The organism is Saccharospirillum impatiens DSM 12546 (assembly GCF_000423605.1).
Classification (GTDB): Bacteria; Pseudomonadota; Gammaproteobacteria; order Pseudomonadales; family Natronospirillaceae; genus Saccharospirillum; species Saccharospirillum impatiens.
Genome location: NZ_AUIH01000003.1, coordinates 209,306 through 225,613 on the forward strand (window position 1 = coordinate 209,306; position 16,308 = coordinate 225,613).

14 protein-coding genes are annotated in these 16,308 nt (G+C 55.8%); 5 read left to right on the forward strand and 9 right to left on the reverse strand.

Annotation, left to right across the window (positions count from 1 at the left end; all coding sequences use genetic code 11):
* Positions 1-3: 3 nt before the first annotated feature.
* Together G565_RS22800 and G565_RS0103500 are read right to left on the reverse strand one after the other, a co-directional pair.
* Positions 4-2,109, reverse strand: coding sequence for a putative bifunctional diguanylate cyclase/phosphodiesterase (locus G565_RS22800; protein WP_051207255.1), 2,106 nt, complete (start codon positions 2,107-2,109; stop codon positions 4-6).
* Positions 2,106-3,248: an FIST N-terminal domain-containing protein gene (locus G565_RS0103500; protein ID WP_028669722.1), complete on the reverse strand. Its 1,143-nt coding sequence runs from the start codon at positions 3,246-3,248 to the stop codon at positions 2,106-2,108. Before G565_RS0103500 ends, G565_RS22800 begins: the two co-directional genes overlap by 4 nt.
* A gap of 367 nt (positions 3,249-3,615) precedes the next feature.
* On the opposite strand from G565_RS0103500, the gene G565_RS0103505 reads away from it, so the two are divergent.
* From G565_RS0103505 to G565_RS0103520, 4 genes are all read left to right on the forward strand, one after another.
* A complete protein-coding gene (locus G565_RS0103505; RefSeq protein ID WP_051207271.1) occupies positions 3,616-4,422 on the forward strand; it encodes a DUF1338 domain-containing protein in 807 nt (268 codons plus the stop codon).
* A gap of 158 nt (positions 4,423-4,580) precedes the next feature.
* Positions 4,581-4,769, forward strand: coding sequence for a hypothetical protein (locus G565_RS0103510; protein WP_028669724.1), 189 nt, complete (start codon positions 4,581-4,583; stop codon positions 4,767-4,769).
* 85 nt (positions 4,770-4,854) lie between these two features.
* Positions 4,855-5,226: a VOC family protein gene (locus tag G565_RS0103515; protein ID WP_028669725.1), complete on the forward strand. Its 372-nt coding sequence runs from the start codon at positions 4,855-4,857 to the stop codon at positions 5,224-5,226.
* A gap of 2 nt (positions 5,227-5,228) precedes the next feature.
* A complete protein-coding gene (locus tag G565_RS0103520; RefSeq protein ID WP_028669726.1) occupies positions 5,229-6,026 on the forward strand; it encodes an NRDE family protein in 798 nt (265 codons plus the stop codon).
* A gap of 5 nt (positions 6,027-6,031) precedes the next feature.
* On the opposite strand, the gene G565_RS0103525 is transcribed toward G565_RS0103520, so the two are convergent.
* From G565_RS0103525 to G565_RS0103555, 7 genes are all read right to left on the reverse strand, one after another.
* Complete coding sequence (locus tag G565_RS0103525) at positions 6,032-6,835, reverse strand: carbon-nitrogen hydrolase family protein (protein WP_028669727.1); 804 nt, start codon at positions 6,833-6,835, stop codon at positions 6,032-6,034.
* Between the two features lie 44 nt (positions 6,836-6,879).
* Positions 6,880-10,824: a YhdP family phospholipid transporter gene (locus G565_RS0103530; RefSeq protein ID WP_028669728.1), complete on the reverse strand. Its 3,945-nt coding sequence runs from the start codon at positions 10,822-10,824 to the stop codon at positions 6,880-6,882.
* A gap of 79 nt (positions 10,825-10,903) precedes the next feature.
* Positions 10,904-12,364 carry a ribonuclease G gene (rng, locus tag G565_RS0103535; RefSeq protein ID WP_028669729.1) on the reverse strand — a complete coding sequence of 487 codons (1,461 nt, stop codon included), beginning with the start codon at positions 12,362-12,364 and terminating at the stop codon, positions 10,904-10,906.
* A gap of 96 nt (positions 12,365-12,460) precedes the next feature.
* Positions 12,461-13,063: a Maf family protein gene (locus tag G565_RS0103540; RefSeq protein WP_028669730.1), complete on the reverse strand. Its 603-nt coding sequence runs from the start codon at positions 13,061-13,063 to the stop codon at positions 12,461-12,463.
* An 82-nt stretch (positions 13,064-13,145) separates the two neighbouring features.
* Positions 13,146-13,634 (reverse strand): rod shape-determining protein MreD, encoded by a 489-nt coding sequence (gene mreD, locus G565_RS0103545; RefSeq protein WP_028669731.1) that lies wholly within the window; start codon positions 13,632-13,634, stop codon positions 13,146-13,148.
* Positions 13,631-14,404 (reverse strand): rod shape-determining protein MreC, encoded by a 774-nt coding sequence (gene mreC / locus G565_RS22805; RefSeq protein ID WP_245584115.1) that lies wholly within the window; start codon positions 14,402-14,404, stop codon positions 13,631-13,633. The genes mreD and mreC overlap by 4 nt, the downstream gene beginning before the upstream one ends.
* A 151-nt stretch (positions 14,405-14,555) precedes the next feature.
* Positions 14,556-15,590: a rod shape-determining protein gene (locus tag G565_RS0103555; protein ID WP_028669732.1), complete on the reverse strand. Its 1,035-nt coding sequence runs from the start codon at positions 15,588-15,590 to the stop codon at positions 14,556-14,558.
* A gap of 427 nt (positions 15,591-16,017) precedes the next feature.
* On the opposite strand from G565_RS0103555, the gene gatC reads away from it, so the two are divergent.
* Positions 16,018-16,305, forward strand: a complete 288-nt coding sequence (gene gatC, locus G565_RS0103560; RefSeq protein WP_028669733.1) for an Asp-tRNA(Asn)/Glu-tRNA(Gln) amidotransferase subunit GatC — start codon at positions 16,018-16,020, stop codon at positions 16,303-16,305.
* Positions 16,306-16,308 lie beyond the last annotated feature (3 nt).

The following is a 16,308-nucleotide window of genomic DNA, read 5'->3' on the forward strand; positions in this document are numbered from 1 at the left end:
TTATTATTCGGCATCCTGCGCCAGGATCCGGCCGAATTCCGATGCCGGCATCGGGTAGCCGAGAACATAGCCCTGGCCAAAATCACATTCCAACCGGGCCAGCGCATGAAGTTGCGCCTGCGTTTCCAGCCCTTCAGCAACCGATTGAATGCCCAGACTGGAGGCCAGTTGAACGATACTGGTCACGATATTCATAGCGCTTGAATGCTGATCAATACCACTGATGAATGAACGGTCAATTTTGAGTTGGTCGACCGGAAAACGGTGCAAATAAGACAAGGATGAATAGCCGGTACCGAAATCGTCCAGTGACAATTGGACACCGAGCCGCTTCAGTTGATGCATGATCGCAATGATGCTGTCCGAATGATGCAACAACACCGTTTCAGTGAACTCCAGCAATAGACCACTGGCGGGCAGGCCCGATGCTTCCAGAGCGGTTTTTACAGATTTCAGTACATTTCCGCGGTAAAACTGGTCGGCGGCCAGATTCACAGACACCCGACAACTCAAACCCTGCTGATGCCAGGCCGCAGATTGTGCGCAGGCCGTTTGCAACACCCAATGCCCAACCTCAACCATCAAGCCATGCTCTTCGAGCAAATACATAAACTCACCGGGTGCCAACACACCCCGCTGTGGATGGTTCCAGCGCAGCAACGCCTCGGCCCCGGTCAGGCGATTGTCCGACAACCGGTACAACGGCTGATAAAACAACTCGAACTCGTCATTGCGGATGGCATGCTGTAATTGCGACAACAATACCAGGTGCTCGTGTGCCGCCTGGTTCAGTTCGTGAGTAAAATAGCAGTACTGACCACGCCCGCTTTTTTTAGCCGAATACATCGCCGTATCAGCCGTGCGCAGTAAATCGTTGGCACTGTCGCCATCTTCGGGAAACAAACTGATGCCGATACTGGCACCCAGTTTGAGCGTTTGATTTCTAACATAAAACAACGCTTCAAGTTCGTGCATAACCTTGGCAGCCACTGTCGAGGCCGTCGTATCAAACCCGATATCCGGCAGGCAAATGACAAACTCATCGCCGCCCAGTCGCGCAATGGTGTCGCTGCTACGAACACACCGGTTCAACCGCCCGGCCACCTCTTTGAGCAGCACATCTCCGGTTTGATGCCCGAGCGAGTCGTTAACGTGTTTGAACCGGTCAAGGTCAATCATCAACACGGCTGTACGCGATTGCCGCCGTCGAGCCGACTCAATGGCCCCGTCAATACGATCCAGCAACAGTGCCCGGTTGGGTAACCCGGTCAGTTCATCATGATGCGCCATATACTGAATACGAGCTTCGGCCCGGGCCCGGTCCATTGCGATACCGGCCAGATGCACCGCCGTGGCGATCAGTGCCCGCTGTTCGTCGCTCGGCCCCTGCACCTCCCGGTAATAAATCGCAAACGACCCCACCACCTGATTAGACTGAGTGGTGATGGGCGAAGACCAGCAGGCTCTCAGTCCAAAGCCCATCGCCAGGTCACGGTAGTCGTCCCACAACGGATCGGTTGCGATATCCGTCACTTCAACGCTCTGGTTCAAATACATGGCGGTGCCGCAGGAACCCACTTTCGGACCAATGTCTACGCCAAGCAGTGCGTTGTTGTAGTCTTCAGGAAGACTGGGTGCAATGCACTGCCCAATGGATAAACCGCTGTCATCGAGCAGTAAAATAGACGCCAACCCAACGTGCCCCTGAGCTTCGACCCAATGCGCCAGTTGGCGCAGTATAGCGTTCAGCGGTGCATGGGCAGCGATCAGTTCGAGGACATCGTATTGTCCGTTTCGCATGGCTTCAACACGCTTGCGCTGGCTGATTTCCTCTTTAAGGTCCCGGGTCAGGCGGTAGAGGTTCTGGGTAATGTGTTCATTGTATTCCAGGGCCCGAGCCAGTTCCTGGGTCCGTTGTTGCACGGTCGACTCCAGCGTCAGCGCCGTCTGAAACAGGCCGAAATCAGACCCCTGTTGCGCCATGCTCCGCTCGGCACGGTCCATCAGTGCATCGATGATTTTGCCAAGTCGGCGAATCTCGGCAACAGAAGCTGACTCTTCAGGTTTTGATGCTGCAGTTTCAGGAGCGCCGGCAGAATGGATTCTCATGATCCCTCATCCTCCGGGTAACCGATCGCAAGGCCAGTAAACGTCTGATTAACATGTATGCCACCAAACTGTTCGCCGTATGAATTGAAGCCCAGCGTGTGACAGGCCCGGGTCAGCGAAGCTGCCTTGACTGTGTCCTCAGACTGCTCCATTTCAAGCTTGCGCAGCACACAATCAAACGCCAGCAACACCTGCGGTGTGCCCAGTGTCTGACGCACTGCATCCAGCGACTGTCGCAGGTTTTCGATCAAATCGACTCCCCGGGCAACCCGGAACACCAAGCCGGCCTCAATGGCACAATAAAACGTCAGGCTGCCATCCGGGTTAGCCTGGCGAATCGACCGTACATACTCCTTACCCTCGATCATCACCACGACGGGCGAATCGGCGAACCGCATCAGGTTCAAATCGTTAACGTCAACGCCGGTCAGGCGAGCGTATTCGGCAGCAGCGGGTAAACCATTGATTTCAGTGACCAGACGCCGTTCAGGATCAGCCGCTGTGATCACCAGCCGCTGATCGGTCGCCACAAAGTGCTGGGTTTTGACCGGTGCGATCGAACAACGGGTCGACATCATCAGTAGCAGAGCGCTGTTGGTGTGAAACTGGCCATGGTAAAACACCCAGGTCTCATCGAATATCAGGTCATCACCGGTTGATCCACCGACAATGGGAATGCCGGGCAGGCTGTTGAACAGGGTCCGGGTGACCGCGTCTTCGCGTTGCGAAACACCATCGATCAACAGCATGGCAAAGGTGTTAGGCAAATCACCCTGACTGCATTCATGGCGTTGCGCCAGATTCTGGGCAAAGTTCTGTAACCTGCTGACTTCCGCTGACTTCAGGCTATCCAAGCGTTCGACCGTGACCGCAAAGTGTTCGGCTGGAAAGCTGGCACCGCTGATGCTGTGGTCACAATAACCCGCCGGGCCGATTTCACCCGCGGTCGTACAGCCAACTACCGGTGTTTCGCCAAAACACTCAGACAATGCAGACGCCAGCCTATTCAGGTCGTAGCGACTCGAACAGTAAACAATAACCAGGCCAATGTCTGGCTGACTAACCTGCGAAAAGAGATCCCGGACCGCCGCCTCGGGGTCGGAAAGAGTGGACTGGCCAAGCTTCACACAACGCGTCAATGGAAACCCTCCGATCACTGGCAGAACGCCAGACGTCACAGCTGAGGATACGTTCAGAAGGCCTTGGCAGGGGTACTTGTTGTCGTACCCGCATCGCAGACTCTGAAGTGTTGTTTTAATCAAATGGTGGAGATTGCAGCATGCCTGGTGGCTAGTGAGACCCCACCGTCAACAAGATCCGCCCTGACTCCAAATCACATCCCACAACCAGAGCCTAGTTCAGAAGCTGCCAGTCGGCCAGATTGCGTCACAGGTCGCGCATCCACAAAGTCACGGCGTGCTGCTGATAACCGCTGCCGGTACAGCTCAGTAGACTGCCTGTATGGTCTGGTTTAACCCGACTCTCATTTTTCCGCTGGAGATGTACATGAAGATCGACGCGTTTTTTGACAACCTGTGGCAGGACTACATCAATATGACCCCTCAGGCCGAGGCCATTGCCAATGCTCTCATCGCTCGCGGTGAAGTGGTCCGCAATGACCACGTTGCCTTTCGAACCTTTAACATCGGCCCTATCCAGCTGAAACACCTCGAACCCTTTATTCTTGAAATGGGCTATAGCCGGTATGAGCCCTACCATTTTCCATCAAAAAAACTGGATGCCTACGGCTATATCCCACCAAGCCCTGACCTGCCCCGCATCTTTCTCAGTGAACTGCGCGTTGAAGAATTAACGGACACCGCCCAGGGCATCGTTCGCCGCCTGGTCGATCAAATCAACCCCGATGACGTCACCGATGCATCCATTTTCTGGCGCGGGCCTCTGTGGCAAACACCCTCCTATGAAGACTATGAACAGCTGGCCAGTGAAACCGAGTATGCCGCCTGGTTAAGCGTGATTGGCCTGCGTTGCAACCACTTCACCATCAATGTAAACGCGCTCAATGGCGTCAATGACATTGAACAGATGAATCAGATGATTGAAGAACTGGGTTTCAGCATCAACGAAGCCGGCGGTCGGGTTAAAGGTTCACCCGCAGTGCTGCTGGAGCAGGGTTCAACCAAAGCCAGTGTGCAGCCTTTTACGTTCGCTGATGGCAAGCAGCACGAGGTGACCACCTGCTACTATGAATTTGCCAAACGCTATCACGACGACGAAGGTAACCTGTACCAGGGGTTTGTTGCCGCCAGTGCCGACAAGATTTTTGAGTCAACCGATATGCGCAAAGACTGAAAAGCAAGCCAGACTGGCTTTGATAACCCTGCCGGTGGACTGAACATAACCGTCACGCCATGGGTAAAGCCAGTCTCTTTCAGGCGCAGGGAGTTGGTGCTAGACTGTTTGAATTGATGTAAATGCACAGCAGATACTCAAACAGGTCAGGTACAAGGATGAAAGGTTCAACGCTGCTTACACTCACTCTGGTCACTCTGGCCATCACGGCCCTGTATGTGGTGCTTGGGCAGCCTGAGGTGACACCCGGTTACTTGATGAAGAATCCGGTCGGTGCCGAATCGGGCGTTCATCAGTCACTGACCTGGATCGACCAGATTCAACAAACCCTTGCTTCCTGGCTATAAGCCCCTGCGACTCTTTAAAAAAGGTTGTGTTAACTGTGGCTCTGTCTAACGCCTCGTCTTGCCCGTCTAAATACCGTTACCACCCATGAACCGTTCGAATCCGCTCGTCTGGCTGGATATACCGGTGCTTGACCTTGACCGTGCCATTGGGTTTTATCAACCGGTGCTCGACTGGGTTCTGGTTGATCAGCGTCCCCAGGCCGATATGGCGGTTTTTCGCCACAGCAAAGGTGAGGTTGCGGTCGCACTGATTCTGCAAACGTCAACTCCCGGCGGGCTTGGCCCATTGCCCTACCTCAATTGCCACGGGCGACTGGAACAGGCACTGGCACGGGTTGAGCCTTACGGCGGCAGCATAGAACAACCCCTTCATCCCCTAACGCCCTTTGGTTTCCGTGCGGTTATTCGTGACAGCGAAGGTAACCGGGTAGCGCTGCACAGCATGGCGGTGAACTGACGATGTGCCTGTGCGTTATTGACTATCGCCCCGGACACGACTGGCCTCTGTTGTTGACGGCCAACCGCGATGAATTTCTGGACCGGCCGACTGAGGCCATGCACTGGTGGCAAACCACAGAGCACAGCACCGCCCCGGTATTGGCCGGCCGGGATCTCAAAGCCGGGGGGACCTGGCTGGCCGTCGACCCCGCAGGTCGCATGGCACTGCTCACCAACATCCGGCCGGGCCACCTGGGCCGGACAGGCCAGCGCAGCCGCGGTGAACTGCCACTGACATTTTTGCAAGCTCCTCACAGCATCCGTGCCTTTCACCAGTCCCTGCTGCCCGATATCGACCATTACGCGGGCTTCAATCTGGTTCTGTTCGATCAATCCGGTTTATTCTGGTTCAGTTCCGATCATCCTCAGGGGCAATGGCTGGAATCGGGCATTCACGGGCTCAGCAACGATGCCATCAACACGCCCTGGCCCAAAGTTGAACTGGCCCGCAAACAGATGACCGAACACCATGACAAGCTCGGGGTGATGCCGTGGCAACCTTCCGACCTGGCCAGTTTACCCATACTGTCGGATTCAACGCCCCAACCGGATGATCAACTGCCCGATACCGGTGTGCCGAAAGAGTGGGAACGAACCCTGTCGGCCCAGACGATCACCTCGGAGCGCTATGGCAGCCGATGTCGCACCTGGATCGCTGTCCACAGCAGCGGGCACATTCAGGTCAGCGAAGCACAATTGAAACCGAACGGCACAATGGACGAGCCCCGTGTGTTTTCCTGGCAGATCCAGCAGCCCTGATCTTTCTACAGTCTGCGATGCTCATGTGTAGGCATGTTCAGGCGCACTGAATCCACCCTTGCCAGGTCTGTCTCCACAGTGAACCCCTGTTCGCCCTCACCCACATCGCTGACGACTCCCCAGGGATCAACCATCAGGCTGTGCCCCCAGGTTTGGCGTTTTTCATCGTGCTGCCCCCCCTGATTGGCCGCTACCAGGTAACTGGCATTTTCAATGGCCCGGGCGCGACACAGCACTTCCCAGTGTGCCTGGCCGGTTGAGCGGGTGAACGCAGAAGGCACGACAAAGGTATCGACCCCGCGATTGCGTTGAATACGATACAGTTCCGGAAAACGCAGATCGTAGCAGACGCTAAGCCCCCAGTGCCCCCAAGGGGTTTCCAGGGTCACCACATCCTGCCCTGGCTGATAATGATCGGACTCGCGGTATCTGCCCTGGGCGTCGCTGACAGCGGCATCAAAGAGATGAATTTTATCGTACTGCGCCCGAACGTCGCCCTGATCGTCAAGAACGTGCATCCGGGCTCTGGGCTTCGCTTCGTTCGGTGCAAACACCGGTATCGTCCCGGCGACGATCCAGAGCCCGTAACGGCGGGCCGCATCACGCAGGCGCTGACCGACAGGGCCGGTAAACTCCGTTTCGCTGGCGGCAAGCGCTTTCGCGACACCGCCACCGAACACCGCGAACATTTCCGGTAACTGCACGGCATCAGCACCCGCTTCAGCCGCGGCGGCCAGATGTCGGTCCACGTTAACGAGATTTTCCTGCAGATCACGCGTGCTGATCATCTGGGCCAGATACCATCTCATAAAAACGCCTCCTGTTAGGGTTTACACCGGCAGATTGGTGATACTCAGGGTGAACCCGGACTACCTGGATTGGTGGGTACAACATTACGCAACCGATCACCAACGCTGGGGCTCAGGGCACTCCCACTGTTGATATCAAACACACGATAGAAGCGAAGCTCAGGCTCCTCCAGCGACCCGGTCACATGCATGCGTGCTGAACTCAGGCGCTCCAGCTCATTGTTAAACACCCGTTCTGTGACGTAAATCGCCGCTGCCGCCTGGGGCGTTACGCCGGCTAACAAGGCGACCAGTGGGAACGTGCTCGACAACGGCACCGTCATCACCATATCAACATCCAACACGTCGCGAACCAGGTCGGCATCGCCACTGAAGCGGAACTTGGTTGACGGTCCGTCGATCAGCAACCGGTCCCCGACCCGGGCAAAACCCCGATCAAACAGCAATTCACCCTCGATGACATCGTAACTGATGCCATCTCGAATCAGGTCGGAGAAATCCAGCGCGAGACGGCGCAGAACCCGAGTGAAGTTAAGCAGGCCCACCAGTTTCACGCCTTCGTATTCATCCAGTTCGAGAATCGCCCCGTTGGTCAGACGCAGCTCGATGCGACCCCGAAGTCGCTTATAATCAAAATAAGCAGGCGTACCCGGCCATTCAAAGTCCAAATCAAACTGCCCTGTGCGGCTTTCGAGCACTGGGGCGTAGTCCCAGCTTTGCAAAACGCTCAAAATATTGCCGGTCCGAATCTGGCCCTTGAAAGCGGTCCGATGTTCGTTATCGAGATACCGCCAGGTGAGTTCGCCCTCCAGACGCGCTTCAGGCATTTCGACCCTTAGATTCTGCAAAACTGCGCTGTCGCCTACTCGCCGAATTTCAGCGCGCCAACTGCCCATATCCCGACCATCAATCGACAATCGGGCAATTTGCAGGTTCGCATCTGGCAGGTCATCCGGTCGAAACATAGCCATAGGATCCGGTTCGGCCGTGGCATCGGCACCCCCTGATGACGAAGCAGAGTCGCTTTGAGGCGTTCGATCGATGTTCACAAAATCAAAGTCAGCGAAGTGCGGGTCTCCGTTGAATGGGATTAACACCCGCCCACTGAGCTCCCGGGCTTCCAGTGTAGCCAGCCAACCCTCGTCACTGCTGAGTATCTGTACACGTGGCTGGGTCCAGTTCAGCCCCTGTCCGCGCCACAGCGCACCCCGCAAGTTGACTTCACGCACCTGCTGCAGACCCGTCTCTGACCCGATCTCGGCCAGGGGGGAATCTGCGTCGCGGTATAGATCCGCGACAGACTGCAAGGCGGCACGCCATTGGTCGATATCCGCATCGGGCAATAGAGCATCAACATAAATACCGGGTTGTGAACGCCGCTCAAGGGGGGTGTTTAGGGCCAGTGTTCCGGCTTCCAGTCGGCTATCTGGAGAGACGTCGAAAGCCCACTGCAACACCTCATTGTAATGGCCTGATATGGCCAAGCCCTGGTTTTCTGAAAACACCAGATTCAGTGCCAGGGGTCGCGATGTTTCAGCCGTTTTACCCACTATTGCCGGAAATGCCAGCGGCAGGTTGACCAGGTCTGACTGAACTGAAATACGGGTCTCGCCGGGCAAGAAATCCAGCCGGGCATCTGCAGCAACCTGGTATGGCTGACTCGCCAACCAGGGATCACCCAACCAGCGCCCCCAGGCATCCAGAGGGGTTTCACCCGACACCGAAAGGCTAACCCGGCTATTGTCGCCAATCAGGTCGGAGGTCAACCGCGCCTGGAGCCCGGTCCCAAACAGCTGGCCATCAAGTCGGTCCGAATAGAGCCCTCGCTCGCGGTTATATCCAATGCTACCGCTCAGCTCCGACAGGCTCAGATCCAGTTCGGCCAGGTCAAGCTTGCCGTTACTCACCTGACTGATCAGCGCCACATCGATGGACTCGCCGCTCAACGGTACACGGAGATTCAAACTGGCTTCGGTTGCACCCGCCAATGTCCAGTCACTGACCACATCGGCCGCCAGATAGTCGAGGGGACCGTCTTGTTTGAACAAGGCCAGCGCCTGGTCTGCATCGGCGGCAACATCAAGATCAATGAGCAGCTCCCGTTCGGAGAAAGGCAGATGCAACTGGCCTCTGCGCAAGCCAACACCAGCAAGATCGCCGCTCTGTGCATCAACGTACAAGTCGTCGAGTGATACCCGAACCTGCCCAGAACCGCCGGTGATCGCGGGCCAGTCATCATTGAAGCTGACCTCGGCCTGACTGAAATCAGTCACCAGGGCGAGCCCGCTGTCGGTCATGCGGCCGCCACGAAAACCGGATGCAAAAGAAAAATCCAGATCCGAGAACCGACCGGACTGGAGATTGTCAACGATCCAGGGTTTAACTGCATCGGGCAAACGACTATCCGGCGTCAGCCGCTTGGCCCAACTGGCACCGGTGGATTCCGTCGCCACCGCCAACCGTAAACCAATTTCTCGCTGGTCGGCGGCAATGTCGCTGCTATTCACCAGGTCAACGCGCCAATGACCGGTTAGGGGTTGAGACGGGACACCCAGAGACAATTGCGTTGCGTCAGGCGCAATGGTGGCTCGATGCTGCCCTTCCAGTTGCACGCCCGCACCGGCCGACCAGCGAACATCCAGAACCCCGTCAATGCGCTCAAACACAAAAGGCTGGTCATAAATGGCCGGCAACTCAAAGTTAACGCCCCTGTTATCGAAACTCACCTGAGCTGTGTTGCCTTCCGCCCGCACAGTTCCGCTGATGCCACTGACACCCGGAATACCCGAATAGGGTTGCATCCGGACATTGTTGACGGCCGCCGTCAGGCGCAGCGAGTTGGCCTGGCCGAGCCGATACGACAGTTTGCCCTGATCAATACGCCCTTCGGGAAATGCCTGACGCCAATAGCCACTGTTGTCGTTCACTGCTAAAAAGGCACTGATGGGCGCCATCGGCAGTTGGTCCCACTGCACCTGCCATCGGGACTGACGCTGACTCGCACGAACGACAAATTCGTTCTGAATCTCGGGCGTTATGGCCGGGGATCGCTCCAACTCATGGGTAAAATGGTGCAGCCACAGGTCAACACCTTCCGCGCTTCGTTCGGCAAATAGCTCCATGTCCAGATCGCGCACCGCCATGTCGCTGCGGCTGCCGCTGAATCGGGTGACCGGGCTCTGCAACCGGGCTTGAACCGACTGCCACTGATCACGCGTCAGACTGATCCAGTATTCGCCTGCCAGGGACACCTGGCGCACATCAGGAAATTGCTTCTGCAACCAGGGCGCCATATCAAAGGCTCCATGGCGGGCATAGAGGTCAACTTCGTATTGATTGTTCTGACGGCTGCTTTCCAGTTGCAACTCGATTGGAACTGACAGGCCATCGTAATTGACGCTGGCCTGGGCTCGCATCCAGTTATCATCCCCGAGGCCGGTCAGTTGTGCCGATTCCATCGCAACGGTCATACCCGGTAACAGCAGCGGTTCGATGTGCAGGGCCATGTCGGTAAAGCGCACTTCCCGTTGCTGGCGTATCAGCGCGATTACTCGGGCCAGCGACATATCCGGCGCGCCAGCGCGACCGGAGCCCCCGACACCGGCAAACGTCCAGCCCTGCTCTGTTTGCGCCAGATTGGCTTCAAAACCAGTCAGTTCAAAACGCTTGAACACCGGCGACAGCGTTACCAGTGACTGTATCAGAGCCGGCTCCAGCAACATGCGATCGACACTGAGTGTCGAACTGATCTGAACGTCTTCGGCAATCAGAATGGGGTTAAACTGACGCCATTCACCGGTAAGACCACCAATGGAAACCGACGTATTGAGCCGATCGCTGAGCATCAGTGCCAACTCAGCGTTGTAGCGTTCAATAAGCGGGAAGAACTGTCGGCCAAGCGCCAAATAGGCGGCCACCAGTAAGATCCAGAACGCGGCAATCTTCAGCAGCACGGTACCCAGTGCTTTTACCATACGAATACGGGCCATGAATCAGCGCTTCAGCGTTTGGGCAGCTATGCCACTGTGGGTGTCCAAGCCTGAGGGAACCATCAGGCGGGGCTCCGACTTACTGCAAAATGACATCAAATTGTTCCTGGCTGTACATGGGTTCAACCTGAAACCGTATCGGTTTACCGATAAAATCCTCAAGATCGGCCAAATTGGACGACTCTTCATCCAACAGTCGATCAACCACTTCCTGAGACGCCAACACCAGGTACTGGTCGTTGTTGTAAGCGCGTTCTTCGCGAAGAATTTCACGAAACACTTCGTAGCAGACTGTTTGGGGTGTTTTCACCCGGCCACGCCCGTGGCACACCGAACAGGTCTCCGTCATCATGTGCTCAAGACTTTCCCGGGTGCGTTTGCGAGTCATTTCAACCAGCCCGAGGTCAGACACGCCGGTCAGCTTACTTTTCGCATGATCCTTTTCCAGATACTTTTCAAGCATGCGCAGTACCTGGCGCTGATGTTCGGAATCGTCCATGTCGATAAAGTCGATGATGATGATACCGCCCAGGTTACGCAGGCGAAGTTGCCGAACGATGGTGGTAACCGCCTCCAGGTTGGTCTTGAAGATCGTCTCTTCCAGGTTGCGGTGCCCTACAAAGGCACCGGTGTTGACGTCTACGGTCGTCATCGCTTCGGTCTGATCAATGATCAGATACCCGCCTGATTTCAACTCGACTTTGCGTCCAAGTGCGCGCCGAATCTCGTCTTCGACCGCAAACAAATCAAAAATCGGTCGTTCGCCGGGGTAATACTCAAACACCGGTTCCACTTCGGGAGTGTATTTGCGCACGAAGTCGATGACTTTGGTGTAGGTTTCTTTCGAGTCGATGCGGATTTTTTCAACATCCGCCCTCACCAGATCACGTGCAACCCGCAGATACAGCGGCAAATCTTCGTAAATGGTCGCAGGCCCCGGTGTCTCCACAATACGCTCGCCCAGCACGCGGAACACGCGTTTCAGATAATTCAGATCAGACTGAATTTCCGCCTCGCCAATGCCCTCCGCTGCCGTACGCAGGATGTAGCCGCCTTTTTCAATACCTTCATCCGCTTTGACTTTCACCACCAAAGCACGCAGACGTTCGCGCTCCTCTTCACCATCGATTCGCTGAGAGACGCCAATGTGATTGGAGTCCGGCATGTAAACCAGATAACGGGAAGGTATGGACAGATGGGTGGTCAGACGGGCCCCTTTGGTGCCTATGGGGTCTTTGATGACCTGCACCGTGATCGATTCGCCTTCACGAACCAGTGCCTGAATGGATTTCTGGGCCTCGCCATCGCGTTTGGGCTGATCAAAATCCGACGCATGTATAAAAGCGGCCCGATCGAGGCCTATGTCGACAAAGGCGGCTTGCATGCCCGGCAAGACACGAACAACTTTGCCACGGTATATGTTGCCAACAATACCGCGTGTTTGCTCCCGCTCGATGAATATCTCCTGGACAGCGCCGTTCTCAACAACGGCAACCCGGGTCTCCATCGGCGTAACGTTTACCAATATTTCTGAATTCATAGCTGAGCCTGTTCGTACCCTTCGATTCAAGCGCTGGCGCAATAATCGTGCCCCAGGCTCACAATGTCTGGTTGCAATATCGCTGCAATCGCCCTTTCAGACCGACACCAGAGCGCCATCCCAGACGACCACACCACGCCGGGTCAGAAGCTGGGCCGTTTCGCGCAGTGGTAGACCTACAATAGCAGAATAGCTGCCCTCAATGCGTTTGATAAACACAGAGGCAAGGCCTTGCACCGCATACCCCCCTGCCTTGTCACAGGGCTCCTGTGTATCCCAGTATGCCCGGGCCTGTTCCGGCATCAACTCGGCAAAAACGACTCTGGAAGTAACCACCTCGACATCCACCTGATCGTGACTGGCCAGAGCGATCGATGTCATGACATCATGAGCCCGGCCGGACAGCCGCTCCATCATATCCAGAAAATCCTCACGGTCGCGCGGTTTACCCAATATGTCACGGTCTACCACTACCGCCGTGTCAGAACCGAGCACCAGCGCACCGGACTCACCACGACCGGCAACAACGGCCAATCCGGCTGCGGCTTTCTCACGCGCCAGGCGACCGACGTAGTCGGCGGCACTTTCCAGTGATTGCATGCTCTCATCGATTTCGATGGGCAAAATGGAAAACTCAACCCCCAGGCCATTGAGTAACTCACGTCGGCGAGGTGACTGTGAAGCCAGGTACAGGGACATGTCGACTCCTTCCAAAAAACGAAACCAAAAAACGAACACGGCTTTCGACACCGGAACGCAGCACAGCACGAGTGCCGTTTGCTTACTGCACCCGAAACCGCAATTGCAATGCCCGCAAAATGACATAGACCCAGGGCCACAGCAACGCACTCACCAGCGACGGCAACAAATGCATTTCGCCCGTTATGCCCGACCCCAGAAAATCGCGACACCATTGCACCAGCAACTGACTGACAGCAATGATCAAAAACACCACCAGAGCCTGCTGCAAGATCGGATACATGCGCAACCGCTGGTGCAACAGCAACACCAGATACGCCAGCCCGCTGTAGGACAAGGCAAACACACCAAGATAGGTGCCCAGCACAACGTCCTGCAACAGGCCGATGCAAAAGCCAACGGTAATGCCAACACGATCGGGAAGTACCAGGGCCCAAAAAATCAAAAACAGCCCGACCCAATCTGGCCTGGCCAGAGCGATCATCTGTGGCAATGGCACCGCTGCTAGCAGAAAGGCGATGAAAAAACTGAGGGCAATCACCCACAGACCTTTGGCGGGTTTGGCTTTCATTCCGACTCCCGCTTGAAGATGAGCAGTAAATTACGACTGCGTGACAATTCAGCCAGGGGTCTGGCCCGTATGGTCGCAAAAGGTTCGCCGGTATCGTATTCGATGGCTTGAACTTCAGCGACCGGATACCCCTCGGGGAAACGCCCGGCAAGGCCCGACGTTATTAGCAAGTCACCGATCTGAACATCGGCCGTACTGGGGACAAATTCCATTTCCAGCACGTTCAGGTCTCCCGTTCCCACAACAATGCTGCGCATGCCGTTGCGATTAATTTGCACCGGTACGGCGTGGTTGGCATCGGCCACCATCAACACACGTGACGTCAGTGAATTGACCTGAATCACCTGGCCAAATAACCCCGTTGCGTCCAACACAGCCTGGCCGACATAGACTCCATCCTGAGCGCCGCGATTAATGATGACCTGATGGGTAAAAGGGTCAGGGTCGACACTGAGCATCTCGGCGGTCAGGTAGTCTGCTTCGAACCGGGGGGTCGCGTCCAACAGGCGACGCAAGCGCTCATTTTCGGCCTCAAGCACCGCCAGCCGTTGCGCTTGCTGGCGAAGCACCAGCACCTGATTGTTCAGCGACCGGTTGTCTTCGATCAATTCGTCACGTTCGGCGAATGTCCGACTCGACCACTCGACCATATCGGTGGGCAGGCTGATTAGGGATTGTACGGGAGATACCAGATAAGACAGGGTTTGTCGCAGATAGTCGACCTGGGTGTAGCGGGCATCCAGGGCCATCAGCGCGACAGAGACCACCACAGCTACCAAAAGACGATAGCCGTGTTGTGGACCGGCAGAAAACAGCGCTTTGATGACAGACTCTCCTATGAAATGCGGGTCGCACCTACCCAGAGGTAAGGCGAGCCTGCAGTCAAGCCGGGTTTAGACCGGCTCAGGCCGCAGGTGACCATTATTCACTGAAAAAGTCGAATACACGTTCATCCATCATTTCCAGTGCACGGCCACCACCGCGGGCCACGCAGGTCAACGGATCATCAGCAACCAATACCGGCAAGCCTGTTTCTTCGCTCAGCAGCTTGTCGATATCACGCAACAAGGCACCACCACCGGTCAGTACCAGGCCACGCTCAGCGATATCGGAGGCCAGTTCAGGAGGGGTTTGCTCAAGCGCACTTTTTACCGCCTGAACAATCGCCGACAGGCTTTCCTGCAGGGCTTCGAGCACTTCATTTGAGTTCAGGGTGAAACTGCGGGGTATGCCTTCGGCCAGGTTACGACCGCGAACGTCTATTTCCCGAATTTCGGTGCCCGGATAGGCACAACCGATCTCGATTTTAATGCGCTCGGCCGTCGCTTCACCGATCAGTGAGCCGTAGTTGCGACGAATATAGGCCACTATGGCTTCATCGAAGCGGTCACCGCCGACCCGAACCGACTCGGCATAAACCACACCATTCAATGAAATAACCGCGATTTCCGTGGTACCACCACCGATGTCAACCACCATGGAACCGCGCGCTTCCTCGACCGGCAAACCAGCGCCGATGGCTGCCGCCATGGGCTCTTCCACCAGAAACACTTCACGGGCACCGGCACCAAAGGCCGATTCGCGAATGGCTTTGCGTTCTACCTGGGTGGACTTGCAGGGTACACAAATCAGGACGCGCGGGCTCGGTGCAAACCAGCTGTTCTCATGAACTTTGGCGATAAAATGCTGAAGCATCTTTTCGGTGACGTGAAAGTCAGCGATAACGCCGTCTTTCAGCGGGCGAATCGCCTGAATGCTGCCCGGTGTCCGGCCCAGCATGCGCTTGGCTTCTTCACCAACGGCTGCGACGGTTTTCGTGTTACCGGTCAGGCGCACAGCCACAACCGACGGTTCATTCAAGACGATATCTCGATCGCGCACATAAATCAGCGTATTTGCAGTACCCAGGTCAATCGACAAGTCGCTTGAAAAAAGTCCCCGAATCTTTTTAAACATTTTTTGATGATTCCAATTCTGATGGGTGTGGTACAAGAGGGTATGGGAAACCGGCTACGGGATTTCCTGATGACAACCCAATAAATCCACACTATTAAAGCCATGACACAGCCCGGCAATGTATCAATGGCAGGGATTTTGGGCAAGCTGTAAATATGATAACTTATGCCTCATCAATGATTTATTGGGTAGAGTTAAAGCGTTAATACACCCGAATGTGATCTGAACACCGGTGCAGATTCGTCCGTTTGAATCAACCCGGACATCATTTCAGGTTCGAGAGGCACGCGCCTGGCTCAGCCCGCTCAAAATGAGACAGATTTGTCGTCCACCCGCCCGATGCGTATTGAAGCAGCGTGTAAAGCTTGCTCAGCCGCCACTGGCCGAGTGTACGGGCCCCTAAAGTAGCCCCAGGAGATCCACAACCATGAGCCTAGACCGCTCCCAGGTGGAAAATGTTGCCCAGCTGGCCCGATTACAGGTCAGCGAAGACGCCATGTCAGAAACAGTAGCCAGCCTGTCGAGCATTCTCGATCTGGCTGACCAGTTGCAGAAGATCAATACCGATGGTGTCGAGCCATTGTCCAATCCGCTCGATGCAACAGCCCGGTTGCGTGCAGATGACGTCACCGAGAGCAATCAGCGTGATGCCTATCAGTCGATTGCACCCAGTGCGACCGACGGCCTGTACCTTGTCCCCAAAGTCATAGAGTGAGCC

Bases quoted from the DNA above. Each gene is read 5' to 3' on its own strand.
- G565_RS22800 (WP_051207255.1), bottom strand. From the start codon at position 2,109: ATGAGAATCCATTCTGCCGGCGCTCCTGAAACTGCAGCATCAAAACCT.
- gatC (WP_028669733.1), top strand. From the start codon at position 16,018: ATGAGCCTAGACCGCTCCCAGGTGGAAAATGTTGCCCAGCTGGCCCGA.
- G565_RS0103530 (WP_028669728.1), bottom strand. From the start codon at position 10,824: ATGGCCCGTATTCGTATGGTAAAAGCACTGGGTACCGTGCTGCTGAAG.
- G565_RS0103520 (WP_028669726.1), top strand. From the start codon at position 5,229: ATGTGCCTGTGCGTTATTGACTATCGCCCCGGACACGACTGGCCTCTG.
- G565_RS0103510 (WP_028669724.1), top strand. From the start codon at position 4,581: ATGAAAGGTTCAACGCTGCTTACACTCACTCTGGTCACTCTGGCCATC.
- mreD (WP_028669731.1), bottom strand. From the start codon at position 13,634: ATGAAAGCCAAACCCGCCAAAGGTCTGTGGGTGATTGCCCTCAGTTTT.
- rng (WP_028669729.1), bottom strand. From the start codon at position 12,364: ATGAATTCAGAAATATTGGTAAACGTTACGCCGATGGAGACCCGGGTT.
- G565_RS0103515 (WP_028669725.1), top strand. From the start codon at position 4,855: ATGAACCGTTCGAATCCGCTCGTCTGGCTGGATATACCGGTGCTTGAC.
- G565_RS0103505 (WP_051207271.1), top strand. From the start codon at position 3,616: ATGAAGATCGACGCGTTTTTTGACAACCTGTGGCAGGACTACATCAAT.
- G565_RS0103540 (WP_028669730.1), bottom strand. From the start codon at position 13,063: ATGTCCCTGTACCTGGCTTCACAGTCACCTCGCCGACGTGAGTTACTC.
- G565_RS0103525 (WP_028669727.1), bottom strand. From the start codon at position 6,835: ATGAGATGGTATCTGGCCCAGATGATCAGCACGCGTGATCTGCAGGAA.
- G565_RS0103555 (WP_028669732.1), bottom strand. From the start codon at position 15,590: ATGTTTAAAAAGATTCGGGGACTTTTTTCAAGCGACTTGTCGATTGAC.